The sequence below is a fragment of the Pseudomonas sp. B414 genome (assembly GCF_055408445.1).
Genome location: NZ_JBUZTQ010000060.1, coordinates 1 through 12,019, shown reverse-complemented (window position 1 = coordinate 12,019; position 12,019 = coordinate 1). Strand labels below are relative to the sequence as shown.

The 12,019-nt window shown below is 54.3% G+C and carries 11 protein-coding genes and 1 pseudogene; 6 read left to right on the top strand and 6 right to left on the bottom strand.

The window, feature by feature from the left end:
• Positions 1–77: 77 nt before the first annotated feature.
• The 5 genes from ACZRMH_RS25365 to ACZRMH_RS25345 form a co-directional block, all read right to left on the bottom strand.
• Positions 78–482, bottom strand: a complete 405-nt coding sequence (locus tag ACZRMH_RS25365) for a fimbrial biogenesis chaperone (RefSeq protein WP_464015766.1) — start codon at positions 480–482, stop codon at positions 78–80.
• 60 nt (positions 483–542) lie between these two features.
• Positions 543–1,070 (bottom strand): fimbrial protein, encoded by a 528-nt coding sequence (locus tag ACZRMH_RS25360; RefSeq protein WP_464015765.1) that lies wholly within the window; start codon positions 1,068–1,070, stop codon positions 543–545.
• 947 nt (positions 1,071–2,017) lie between these two features.
• Positions 2,018–2,401 (bottom strand): VOC family protein, encoded by a 384-nt coding sequence (locus ACZRMH_RS25355; RefSeq protein WP_464015764.1) that lies wholly within the window; start codon positions 2,399–2,401, stop codon positions 2,018–2,020.
• A 109-nt stretch (positions 2,402–2,510) separates the two neighbouring features.
• The gene (locus tag ACZRMH_RS25350; RefSeq protein WP_464015763.1) at positions 2,511–3,461 is read right to left on the bottom strand and encodes a D-2-hydroxyacid dehydrogenase; all 951 of its coding nucleotides are present in this window, start codon (positions 3,459–3,461) and stop codon (positions 2,511–2,513) included.
• A complete protein-coding gene (locus tag ACZRMH_RS25345; protein WP_464015768.1) occupies positions 3,458–3,658 on the bottom strand; it encodes a hypothetical protein in 201 nt (66 codons plus the stop codon). Before ACZRMH_RS25345 ends, ACZRMH_RS25350 begins: the two co-directional genes overlap by 4 nt.
• Here ACZRMH_RS25345 and ACZRMH_RS25340 point away from each other — a divergent pair.
• From ACZRMH_RS25340 to ACZRMH_RS25315, 6 genes and pseudogenes are all read left to right on the top strand, one after another.
• Positions 3,579–4,607 (top strand): annotated as a pseudogene (locus ACZRMH_RS25340) (LysR family transcriptional regulator). The gene ACZRMH_RS25345 and the pseudogene ACZRMH_RS25340 sit on opposite strands and share 80 nt — an antisense overlap.
• 96 nt (positions 4,608–4,703) lie before the next feature.
• On the top strand, positions 4,704–5,096 hold the full coding sequence (locus ACZRMH_RS25335; protein ID WP_464015762.1) for a RidA family protein: 393 nt from the start codon (positions 4,704–4,706) through the stop codon (positions 5,094–5,096).
• A 176-nt stretch (positions 5,097–5,272) separates the two neighbouring features.
• A complete protein-coding gene (locus tag ACZRMH_RS25330) occupies positions 5,273–5,842 on the top strand; it encodes a DJ-1/PfpI family protein (protein ID WP_464015767.1) in 570 nt (189 codons plus the stop codon).
• 149 nt (positions 5,843–5,991) lie between these two features.
• The gene (locus ACZRMH_RS25325; protein ID WP_464015761.1) at positions 5,992–6,792 is read left to right on the top strand and encodes a hypothetical protein; all 801 of its coding nucleotides are present in this window, start codon (positions 5,992–5,994) and stop codon (positions 6,790–6,792) included.
• Positions 6,789–8,438, top strand: a complete 1,650-nt coding sequence (locus ACZRMH_RS25320) for a hypothetical protein (RefSeq protein WP_464015760.1) — start codon at positions 6,789–6,791, stop codon at positions 8,436–8,438. Before ACZRMH_RS25325 ends, ACZRMH_RS25320 begins: the two co-directional genes overlap by 4 nt.
• Before the next feature lie 32 nt (positions 8,439–8,470).
• Positions 8,471–9,115, top strand: a complete 645-nt coding sequence (locus tag ACZRMH_RS25315) for a glycine zipper domain-containing protein (protein WP_464015759.1) — start codon at positions 8,471–8,473, stop codon at positions 9,113–9,115.
• 322 nt (positions 9,116–9,437) lie between these two features.
• Here the strand turns inward: ACZRMH_RS25315 and ACZRMH_RS25310 are convergent, their stop codons facing one another.
• Entirely contained in the window at positions 9,438–11,507 is a 2,070-nt protein-coding gene (locus ACZRMH_RS25310; RefSeq protein WP_464015758.1) for a hypothetical protein, read from the bottom strand.
• Positions 11,508–12,019: the final 512 nt, after the last annotated feature.

The window sequence follows — 12,019 nt, the reverse complement described above, 5'->3', positions numbered from 1 at the left end:
TGATCGCGCGCTCTTCAACGCTGAGTTCGGAATAGGACATAGGGGCAGCACCGTACCGGAAAGGTCAGGTGTTGCACTCAGTTTTCGCGGCCGCCCAATTTAATCCGAGTGCGAATGGCAACTTGCAGTACGTTGTCTTGTTTCGGGGCAGGAGGGATTTCCTGGACATTGATCCAGAACAGCGACTCACGGTCCTGTGGCAACCCTTTGCCGGAATAGATAAAGCGTAAAATAGCGTCTTTTTGCGGCGCCAGTTTTAAAATGGGGGGGGTGACAATAATCGGTATACCAGTGGGGATCTGGGCCGCGTCACCGGTATCCAGCCAGGTCTGAACCATATAGGTATCATCGCTATCATTAGTGATGGAGAGCGATGTTGATTTGCTTTCGCTATTGTATATAACGCGTGTGGCGTCCACCTGAATGCCAGCAAACGTGTTCGCGGAACAGGCGAGCAAAGCACACAAGAGTACTTTTTTCATAGGTAATTCAAGCGCTCAAAAATAGGCCATCCTTGGCCAGTATTTCTCCAGCGAATGTGATTATTTGTACTCGATGGAGAAGGTCGCGGTGGAGTTCGCCAGACCGGCTGTCACCACGTCCTGGTAGGACTTGTAGCGAGCACGCAGGTTGAAGGTGGCAGAACCCGGGTTCGCGCCGTCTGCAGCAACAGTTACGAGAGCGGGGCTGGTCACGTTCTGGCTGATTGGCAGCGTGGCGCCATTGTTGTCCAGTACTTCGATACCGACACCGGCTGCACCGCCAGTCACGGCCAGAAGTTCCGGGTGACCGGCAGGAGTGTTGCCATCAAAGCGCAGGGTGTAATCACCGGCTTCGCACTTTTCCAGGTTGATATCAAATGCTTTGGCGCCACTGGTGGAGCCAGAGGTCGGGAATGCAGTAGTTGGATACTTGCCCAGGTAAACTTGTTTGTTCTGGTCGCGATCCGACACTTTACAGGTGGACTGCACGATTTCACCTGTGAAGGCGACGTTGCCACTTGCAGCCACTGCAGTATAAGCAGTAACAGACAACGTCAAGGCAGCCAGAGACAATACGACTTTTTTCATGTTTTTTACTCGTCAATAAGTAGAGGGGCAAGTAGACAGCCAGCGAAATTGCCCAGAACAAGCTCGTCACCAAACGGCAATAAAAAACAACAGAACAACTAATTACTGCCCTGCGAGCGTGAAAAAGCAATAGCATGGATAGAGTGCACCCAGGCACTATCCAGTGAGGTGTTTCGGGTCGCTTAATGTTGGGCAATACATGTGATTATGATATTTGCATCAACAGGCTCTATGAGCCGGGAAGATTATTGCCGAGCCTAAACTGGCATGTCAATACAGTGGCGTTTTTGTAATTTGTTTGGTGGGTGTCGTTTTATTGACGTTGTTTGTAGTTCGGTTTAATAATATTTAAGTAATCAAGTTTTATAACGTTGTTTATAACATCGCCAAGCGTGGGGGTAGAGAGTGCGCAAACGTATATTGACTGAGGCGTTCACCCGATCAATGAGGCCTGCGCCTGGATTTCCAGGACGAACGGAATCGCCAAAAAATGGACGGCCTTGATAATTTTTTCAGGGGTAACCGCCTCTGAAAACAGTTCATTTCAGGCGCAATTTTTTTTCCTGATTGCGGCGGGGAGGGCAGAAGAGGGGGGTTGAGGCTCCCACAGAAGAAATGACTTAAATGTTCTGTGGACTGCTTGGCGCAGGTCTGGACAGCTGGCACTGTCCAGACCGTGCGTGGTCAACGAAAGCAAGGCGGTGTCGGAGGGCACAACGGTGCTCATACCCGCAATGTTGTTCACTTAAGAGCAACGCTACTCAATTGTGGGAGCGGGCTTGCCCGCGATGGTCTTCTGAGCGCCGCATTTACTAAGTAAATTCGCGTCATCGTTTACGACCATCGCGGGCAAGTCGAATCGTCGCACCGCCGCTCCCACAGAGGTAGAAATCGCTTAAGTGAACAACATTGTGCTCATACCCGGCCTTTTACGTTTTAACGGGGACTCAGTTTTGGTGCAGCTCGGACAGCTCGATCAAGTTCAAGTCCGGATCGCGCAGATAAACCGAACGAATAGTGCCTGTCGCACCGGTACGCAGCACCGGCCCTTCAATGATCGGCCAGGACTCTGCCTCCAGGTGGGCAATGACCTTATCCAGGCTTATGTTCGTAATAAAGCAAAGGTCCAGCGCCCCGGAAACGGGTAAGTGAGCCTTGGGTTCGAATTCATGCCCGCGTACATGAATGTTGATCTTCTGGTTGCCGAAGTGGAGCGCCCGGCGGCCCTCGCCAAAGGCTTCGAATCGCATGCCGAGCACGCGGATATAGAAGTCTTTACAGGCCTCGAGATTTACAGTGGTCAGTACCAGGTGATCAAGGTGGTCAATCATTGAGCGTCCTCCAAAGTTTTAGACACAACCTGCTTATTAAAGGTTGCTATGAGTTCTAGCATTGAATGCCAATCCAGGTAGTTATCAGCTTTGATTCAACTATCGGTTTTTAAACTACGTTTCTGGGCTCGCCACGGACAAACGCTTCAATGTTATCGATCAGTTGGTCCGCTAACCCTTGTACGGCTTCATCACTCGCCCACGCGACTTGGGGGGTGAGAATAAAGTCGTTACGATCAACCAGTTTCATAAATGGATGATCCGGTGCAGGCGGTTCTGTCATCACTACATCAAAGCCTGCTCCAGAGATCTGCCCTGCCTCCAGCGCAGCCCCCACAGCACTTTCGTCTACCAGCCCGCCGCGCGCGGTATTGATCAGCAAAGGCTTGCGGCGCATCAGGGCAAACTCGGGGGCACCAATCATATTGCGAGTTTCAGGCAACAGCGGGCAGTGCAGGGTCAGAATGTCGGCTTCAGCAAGCGTCTGCTCAAACGGTACATACAGCGAGCCGAGGCCGGAATGGCCTTTGTAACCGGCGAAAATCACCCGCATACCGAGCCCGCGCGCCATGTTGGCTACGGCCTGGCCAAGCACACCATCGCCGATGATGCCAATCGTGGAGCCTGCCAGGTCCTTGATGGGGTAATCGAAGAAGCAGAATTGTTGGGCTTCTTGCCAGCGGCCCCGGCGTACCGCTTCACGATAGGCACAAATACTCCTGCGTAGCGCAAAGATCAGGGCAAAGGTGTGCTCCGGCACCGTGTTGATGGCGTAGTTGCGGATATTGCTGACCACGATGCAACGGGCCTGGCATGCAGCAATATCGACGTTATCCGTACCCGTGGCGGCAATCGCAACCAGGCGAAGCTTCTTCGCGGTTGCGATGGCTTCACGGGTCAGCTTCACCTTGTTGAGCACTACGATATCAGCATCGGCGATCTGATCGGCCACTTGCTCGGCTGCCGTGCGCCCGTAGGACTGGATCTCATGCTCGAATGAGGGCGTGCGCAGCACGGTTTGCGGCGATAGCGTGTCACGGTCGAGAATGACGATCTTCATGCTTTGCAGCCCAGGCGTTGCAGCTGTGCGTCAATCCAGGTGGTATCAAGGCGACCTTCTTCGATCTCTTGAACGGTGACCTTTTCCGCCGCGCACTTGGTCAGTGCGGCGTCCAGAATGTATTGCGCAGAATCAAACGGCACGCAAAGCAAACCGTCAGCGTCTCCGAGTATCAGATCCCCCGGGTTGATGACCATGCCGCCGCTCTTTTCACACTACCGGATATACACAAGGCTTCTCTTAATGGTGACTTTTAAACAATTGGAGGCTCTGTACTGGATTGCTCAGCTCGGAAGCTTCGAAGCGGCGGCTACCAAGTTGAATATGTCCCAGTCTGCGATTTCCAAACGAATCGTTGAGCTTGAAGAAACCTTCAGTGTCGCCATGTTTGATCGCACCCGGCGCACCGCCCGACTGACCACAAAAGGTTCTTTGCTGTTGGAGCATGCGACCGACCTGCTCTACAGGCGCGATCAAATGCTCGGTGAAGTCAGTGACAAGTCCGCCCTGGTCGGTAGATATCGTATTGGCGTTACGGAATTGACAGCCATGACCTGGCTGCCCTCACTGGTTGAGGCCGTGAGTGAGGTTTATCCGCGCCTGCAATTGGAACCCGTCGTCGAGGTAGGGGCCGAGCTGTTTCGCAAGTTTGAACAAGACCAGTTAGACCTTGTTGTTCTGCCAGATATATTCTCTGACTCCAGATCCGTAACGGTTGCATTGCAAACGGTACGCCTGGTCTGGATGTGCTCGCCCAGGTTACTGGACAGCGAACGAATGTGAACATTGAATGATCTTTCTGAGCAAAAACTATTGGCCCAAGGGACTTCATCTGGTTCCGGCCTATTCTATGAAAGATGGTTCGCGCATGAAAATATCAATTTCTCAAGAACCGTCACCGTGAGCAACTTGCTCGCACAAGTCGGCTTGACCATGTCAGGGCTGGGTATTTCTTATTTACCCAAACACTGCCTGCAGCATCTTCTGGAACGGGGTGACTTATGCGAAATAAAATCCGACCCGCCGCTACCTGATATTGATTATGTCGCCCTTTATCGACCAGGCCGCTGGGTGGGTGTCAGTCAAGATATCGGGGCGATGGCACAAAGGCTTTGCGATTACTCCAGGCTATTGATCGCCGGTTAAACCAACGCTCACCTCTGCTGCGATGTGCCTCGGCTGGACGGCGCTCTGGTAGTGGAGTAGGTTTTGTGGCCTTTAAATTCCTGGATTGCCAAGACCATGACTGATCGTCAGATCATCGTTCCAGATGAAATGAGGTTGCTAGCCGAGCGTGCCGGTTACGCACCAGCAGTAAAGGTTGGCAAAACCCTCTACTGCGCGGGTCAAGTCGGCCGTACGCCGCAGTTGTCAGTGATTGAGGACCCGCAGCAGCAGTTTTTGGCCGCGTGGGAAAATCTGCGGCTCGTGTTGGCCGCGGGTGGCTGCACATTTGAAGACGTCGTCGAAATGACCACTTATCACGTTGATATGCAGCGCCATATGCCTGTCTTCAGACGTGTAAAGGATGAAGTCTTTCCAAGGGGCACCTGTGCATGGACATGCATAGGTGTCAGTGAGCTGGCACGACCGGGCCTGCTCGTGGAGATCAAATGCATCGCGGTGCAACGCTGAGTTTTTGCCAAACACAACTGCATGTGCCAAGGATCATGCCTGGCTATAGCTTGCTGCTGGTCAGCGTGACTCTCGCTGTGGGAGCGAGCCTGCTCGCGAAGGTTTCCAGAACATCGCGCTTATCCTGCAGGCACGCGGTATGGTCAGTTTTTTTGTATTCATGGAGGATTTAATTGATGGCTCGCGTGGGTTTGATACTGACACCTGGTTTTGCAGATTGGGAATACGCTTTTATCGCAGGCACTGGCCTTCCGTTTTACGGGATCGACGTCAGATTTTTCAGCCCTGTAACAGGACAGTTCAGCTCTCAGGGTGGATTGCCTGTCACGGTGGATAGCAGCTTGCAAGAATGCCTTGAGTGGCAGCCTGATGTGGTGGTGGTTATTGGAGGCATGATCTGGGAGCAAACGGATGCACCGGATATGCGTGACTTCCTGAGCGCCGGTCATGCCAGTGGAGCGGCAATTGCCGGCATCTGTGGCGGCACACTTGCACTGGCAAGGGCGGGTCTTCTGGATCGGGTGGCTCATACCTCAAACAGCGCTGAGTTCCTGCAGCAGAATGCCTCGGCTTACGCGGGCGCCTCGTTTTATCAAAGCAGCCAGGGCGCGGTAATTAGCGAGCGTATCATTACGGCGCCGGGTCCCGCCCCCGTCAGTTTTACCTGCGCAGTATTCGAAGCTGCGGGGCTGCCTGCAGAGAGTATTGCTCAGTTCAGGTCATTGCTGGCGGCGGAGCATGGGTGACAGTCCCGTCCTGGAAAACATTGCAGAAAAGTAGTCGCGCAATGTGCAGGGTACGACGGGGTTATCGCGAATTTATGGCTTTATGCTAGCATTCCGGCGCGCAGCGGAATGTCGGCTCGCCCAAGTATCCGGTTAAAGGAAGAACCACGTTGAAACCCATCAGAGCGCTGCGAACACTGGCCAGCCTAGTGACTCGCGGTTTGTTGCTCGTACTGCTGTGCAGCGCGTTCGGAGTGCAGGCCGATCAGGTGATCGGCCGCTTCAATTCAGTGGCCGGGCCTTTCAGTCATATGGAAACCCCGGCGGGCAGGGCCTATCTGAGCCTGCATGAGCGCAAGTTGCAGGTGCAACTGCCTGACGACTGGCGTGAAAGCACCGTTGAAACCACGATGGATCTGGACGGCGACACGGCGGTGGTCATGAGCTATCGCACCGCCCAGTGCGACTCGCAAACCGCGCTGGTGGTGATCTCCGGAAATACAGTCTGGGGCCCTTATCAACTGGGGGGTTGTGGCGATATGCTGGCCTTCCAGCGCAGTGAGGACGGCAAGAGTTTCGTCGCCATGCAGATGAATGGCCGCAGCTCCGAAGCCTGGACCTATTCCTCGAAGGACAAGAATTTCCGTGGGCCGATGAAGGTCGACCTGCCGGGGCTGCTGCATGGCTTGTCCAAAGCCCGACCGCAGGTTGTCGCTGCACCGGCGTCCAGACCGCCAGTGGCCACCAGGCCTGTGCCGGTGCCCCCAGCCGTGCCGCCGGTGGCCAAACCCGAGGCGAGGGTGCCAGCCCCATTAACCAAACCCGCGCCCAAACCGCCGGCCAAGAAGTCGATTCCTTCCGCGCTGCCGCAGCCGGTAGCCGATGCGGTTGTCGAACATGCACAGGCCACTACGCCACCCCGGCGCCGAGTAGAGATCAACCTGATCTCCAGGGTGGAGACCAAGTCGTGACCAGCCTGACACCGCTCCAGCGATTTGCTCCCCGTGCGTTGCACCGCTCGCCAGCCACTTCATTGATGCGCTGGCTACGGGAAGACAAGAACCCCCTGCCACGGCGCCAGGAACGTGTGCTTGCCCTGGTGATGCTGACCCTGACGCTGCTGTACCTGATGGTTGAAATGGGCTTCAACGCCCGTTTGCTGGATGTGGTCGGCGGCTTGGCCAGCCATCATCAAGTGGAGTCCATCGAGTTCTACGGACGCTTGATCGCCGGCACGGCGGTGGCCTTGCTGGGGCTGGGCATGGTGCTGAAAAAGGGTTTGCGTCAGGGCTGGAGCCGTCTGCGCACGACAATCTGGGCGGCCGTGGTCATCGTCGGCTGCATCGGCACTACGTACTTTGCGCAATTGGCGCTGGTCAATCATCTGGTGGATCGCTCGACGCCCGATGAGCGCGCGCGGGCGGCCCTGGGTGTGCCGATGACGTTCCTGATGGTGCACCACGATTTCAAGCTGACCGGCCTGAACCTTACACCCGAGGATTTGCAACGCCCCGAGGGCAAAACCCTGCTGGCGACGTTGCCCATTATGCTGCTATCGGCGGCTCACCTGACTGAGAGCATCAAGCAGCAGGCGGAGCCGTTCTTTGAGTTATTCGCCGAAACCGTGCGCGGCGATGCCGAGGTTAATTATCGCCACTACCAGGACTCCCTGGCCGAACTGAATGAAAGCTATCGCCAGTACCAGTTGGGCAGCAGTCGTTACCGGGAAGCAATCAGCGCAGCCTCCATCGCCCGGCATCAGCAACAGGCCTGGAGCGACTACGTGCAGAGCCTTAAGCAACGTAATCGCCGCCTCACCCCCAACAACGTGCCCCGGCGTCATGCCGGCACGGTCCGCCAGTCGCTGCGCGAGAAGGGCATCAACGTAGCCGACGATTGGAAGCCCAATGACCGCGCGGGTTTCAATCGGGCCGTGGCCCGGCGTGTACAGCTTGAGGCCCGCAATGCCTATGCCTCCGGGTTAGAGTCGATCGGACGATGGATCGATCCGGGCTTGCCGCGCGGGCAGTTTTTTGCGCAGCTGCCAATCCAGAACAAGTGGCGCGACGCATTGCATTTACCGTACCTGATCACTTTGCAACCCGACCTGTCGCCTGGCGCCTTCGAGCAAACCGTGTACCGGCCGACCATCAGCTACGATGCCAGACAGTTGATCGAAGATCGCCTGGTCGACCCGCAGAACTACCGCGACAGAGGCGAAAAGGCGCAGATCGGTCGTGACAGCTACCGAGCGCTGATCGTGCCGATGATCGCCCTGTTGTTTTCCCTGCTTGGCGCCTTCACCCACATCTTCAAGTGCCTGGGCTTCTTTACCCGGGTGCTGTGTTATGTCCCGCCGAGGCTCTACATGGCCGCCTTCGTCGGCTATGCGCTGGTGGTGCTGACGGTACCGATGTTCTGGACCAACAAGGTGACCGAGCAGCCGCTGTTTCTCGACCTCAAGCAGCAGAGCGGCTCCACGCTTGGGCTCATGGGCTGGATCATTGCCCACAGTGTGCAGTGGACGGCGCAGGTCCAGCCGGTGTTTTACCCGCTCAACGAACGAGTGCGCCTGCACCTGCTCGGTGGCTTGACCTACGGTTATCAGCCTGAATGAACGCTAATCTTCAATCCCGAAAGGAGTCGCCCTTGTCGCGCGCACTTGCTGTATCGACCTTTTTGCTAGCCTGCACCAGCGGTTTATTATTGAGTGGTTGCCAGAATTCGCCCATGGGCAGCACGGCGGTCGGTGGTGTGCTGGGTTGCATTGGCGGTGCGGCGATTGCGGCCGGGACCGGCGGCCACCCCGGCACCGGTTGCGCCATTGGCGCGGCCCTGGGTGCTCCGACGGGCTACTACGTGGGTCGGCAGAAGGACCTGGAAAACGCCCGAAAGGCCAAGGCGGCCATCGAGCGCCAGTCGGGTGATGTCGCAGTGGTACAACTGACCACCCGCCAGGAAGCTGTACCGGCAGACAAGCGCAACGACGTCGGGGCCTCGAGTGTCGAAAGCATGGACTCGATGCAAGTCAACGTACCGCAGACCCTGGTAAAAAAACGCGACAAGCGCCTCAAACAACCGCTGTTGCAAGTGGGTAACTACGTATCCAGCGCCAGCAGCAAAGCCAACATCGTCGTCACCACCCGCAGCAAAAGCGACTTCAACTACATCGTCAGCAACATCAAGAAGGGCTACACCGGCAAAGTCTCACCCGACAAAGTGACCTACGAGTACCGCGAACTGACGCGGGGCACCCAATCGGCGATCCAGGTGATGCCGAGCGTGCAGGTGTAAGGGGGAGAGGTAGACAAGCGGGAATCATCTGTCTCCAAGCTTTTGCTGAATTCCAGGCACAAAAAAAGACGTCCGTGGACGTCTTTAGATGTTGAGTTGGTGGGCCGGGGTAATTTGAATTGGTCTCTTATGTTATTGATTATTATGATTAATATTTGTTTTGTCTTTTGATTGGAATACCGATTGGAATACTTCACAAGGTAGCAATGCCATGCCAGTCGCATGTAAGGGATCTGATGACCTTGCTTCGTACCCATTATCGTTAATCTTCTCGTACCTATTGTGATGCTGGCTGCGTTCGATAGTTGGCTGCAGGAGGGGACTATGCCGTGAATATCTTGTGCACTATTGAGCCTCTCCGTCCTTTGCGTAGTTCGTAATCATTGCGGACATCTCTATTGCCATGTTCGTGCGCTCCCCTCTCTGAGCGAGCTAACTCGAAGCCAGCGGGATCCAGCCATCTAACGACATAGCCGCTAGTCACCGGAATAACTTTGTAAACTCGATGACGTCCGTCTGAACCAGTCAATTCTGCAGTTTCTGGATCGTCAGTAATTGACGAATGCCCCCGCCGGGGCAGGCTAGCTTCCCATTCCAAAAAATACTGAGGATCGATTAAATCCTCAGTTTCAATCTCAACATACTCGGCCCGTAACCATGCTTCGAATTCATTTCGCCGCTGAGATGCCGCCTCTCGGGTCGATGCTAAGCTCTGAGATAGTGCAAACGCTACAAAGGGATCATGGGTGCCCCACTTTAGTAATTCCTTTGCCCAGAAACCAAACCACGGTAACCCCGTTGTCCCTTTCCAATCTGATAGCGTAGGTATAGCCATTGGATCATCAGCCCCACTGGACCACGCCTGCGCTACTACCGCACTGATTACCAGACCCAGACGAAACTCAAGGTTGTCCGCAACAAATCGTTGCCACGTTCGAAGACTTTCTGCAGCAGGATGGGTTGCTTGAGGCTGATGCATCCACCAGGCCAAGACATCCGTCCACTTATCCAGCAAATGTTGATCCGTATCTGTCGCCCGCACCCTGAATCCAAATCCAGGATTATCTCGGAGCAGATTACCTATTGCCTCAAACACGCTGAGGCGGGCAGATGTATCCGCTTCACCGTAATGGATTGCTTCAGCCATGATCTGATGAATGTGAGGAGCAACAGTCTCAAATTTCCTACCAACTACGGGTGAGAAACCATATTGGTAGAGGCGACGTCTCTCATCAGGGTCTGGGTAAAATGTTTCAATAACAGCTTGGCCACGATGCACAAAAGCCTGTTCCAACCATGCTTCCTGTACTGCCGCTACAGAAGAAAATGTTGCGCTCCAAAGCTCAACCAAGTGCGCTTCTGCACGAGGCCCGGTGATTTCCATGTCTTCTGCCCGGCCAATCTCCTCGAGCGCAGTAAGTAAAATTCCGTCCAATTCATCTAACGCGTCCGCTAGTCGAGCATTTGGCTCGGTGGAGCATTCGCCGACTTTCTTGCTGACGTCCTCTGGGAGCGCTTGTTCTAGCCATTTCAAAAAGTCTACTGAAGAAACGCCTAATTCCAGCGCTCGGTCTCGGATGGCGGTCAGAAGAAGAGCCAGGGGACTTTCTACCTCGTCACTTTCTATTTCATCCACAAGTAGAGCTGACCGAAGGGCGACGTAATCCTGGAACAACTCCTGCCGCTGCTTGTGCTGAGTCGCTTTTTGTCCGGCAGCAGTCGTAGATATGTTAGATGGCAACGCGATTAACGTCATTCCTTCAATACCTTTTGCAGCTCCTGGTCTGCCTGCGCGGCCTGCTAGATTACGAAACTCAGAAATTGATAGAGGAATGATTACCTGTTTCTCATTTTCCGAATCCCACGATCGACGTTTTAGCGAGGTTAGAAAGATTAGATCAAAAGGTAAGTTCACGCCCTCGGTCAGAGTGGCGGTAGCGACAGTAATGGGACAAATTCGCCGTTCGATCATCTCTACCATTAAGCGGCGCAGTCGTTGTGGCATTTGACCGTGGCTGGTAGCTATTCCATGTTCAAGAAGGAACAGCTCATAGGAATCCTTACCACAATAATCAATACATACTGATCTTGCTTCCTCAAAACGTGCGCGTAGTATGCCTTCAGGAATGACAATCGCCGGAACATCAGCCCAAGCAACAAGCTGTATCGCTTCAACGAACCAGCGCATTGTTTTCTCAGGCTCTTGAGTGACCGATATTAGAATCCGCTGATCCTCTTCGACAAGATGGAGCGATGTCCAAAGAACGCTCAAGCAATTGAACCGGTTGAGGCTGTTGCGCATTTTCGGCGGAAGCAGAGGCATGGCAGGCATTTTAAGAGTCAGAAATACCGGTTCTTCTTGGCCTCGGACAAATAATGGTTGGCCGTTCATGATTTCCAATTCTATCCGCCCGCGAGTGCTCTGAGCGGTCTCCAGTACGCCAAGAACTTGCCGAGTACTCCGATAGCGAACCCCTACGGCTTCAGCATCACTACGACCTTCAATCCAGCGCGCAACTGGGCCTGAGGCGCCCCCAGCTACTGCAGTGAGCGCTATACGAACTACGTCGGGTCGATGAGTTCGAATTCTTGCCACTAGATTTTCAAGTCTAACTGAACGGTTGCTGTGCTCAGAAAAACTTATTCGTGTATTCTCATTGTCTTCCGGGACTATCTGATGAGCCTCGTCTATTATTAATAGGTTAAGACGTGCAAGTAACAATGGTCCGAAATAACGCATCATTGTTTCAGCTTTTTCAACAGTAGCGATCAATACTGTCGGTTGATCACTTGTAAGCCAATAGTCAGGGCGGTTGCAGGAGCTGAGTGCAACACGGTTATTGAATTGAAGCCGGAGCATCATGCCGCATAGCCAAGGCTTCCTGCATCACCTCTCCCATGACT

Excerpts from the sequence above, each read along its gene's own strand:
- ACZRMH_RS25365 (WP_464015766.1), bottom strand. The coding sequence starts at position 482 with ATGAAAAAAGTACTCTTGTGTGCTTTGCTCGCCTGTTCCGCGAACACG.
- ACZRMH_RS25360 (WP_464015765.1), bottom strand. The coding sequence starts at position 1,070 with ATGAAAAAAGTCGTATTGTCTCTGGCTGCCTTGACGTTGTCTGTTACT.
- ACZRMH_RS25355 (WP_464015764.1), bottom strand. The coding sequence starts at position 2,401 with ATGATTGACCACCTTGATCACCTGGTACTGACCACTGTAAATCTCGAG.
- ACZRMH_RS25350 (WP_464015763.1), bottom strand. The coding sequence starts at position 3,461 with ATGAAGATCGTCATTCTCGACCGTGACACGCTATCGCCGCAAACCGTG.
- ACZRMH_RS25345 (WP_464015768.1), bottom strand. The coding sequence starts at position 3,658 with ATGGTCATCAACCCGGGGGATCTGATACTCGGAGACGCTGACGGTTTG.
- ACZRMH_RS25335 (WP_464015762.1), top strand. The coding sequence starts at position 4,704 with ATGACTGATCGTCAGATCATCGTTCCAGATGAAATGAGGTTGCTAGCC.
- ACZRMH_RS25330 (WP_464015767.1), top strand. The coding sequence starts at position 5,273 with ATGGCTCGCGTGGGTTTGATACTGACACCTGGTTTTGCAGATTGGGAA.
- ACZRMH_RS25310 (WP_464015758.1), bottom strand. The coding sequence starts at position 11,507 with ATGAACGGCCAACCATTATTTGTCCGAGGCCAAGAAGAACCGGTATTT.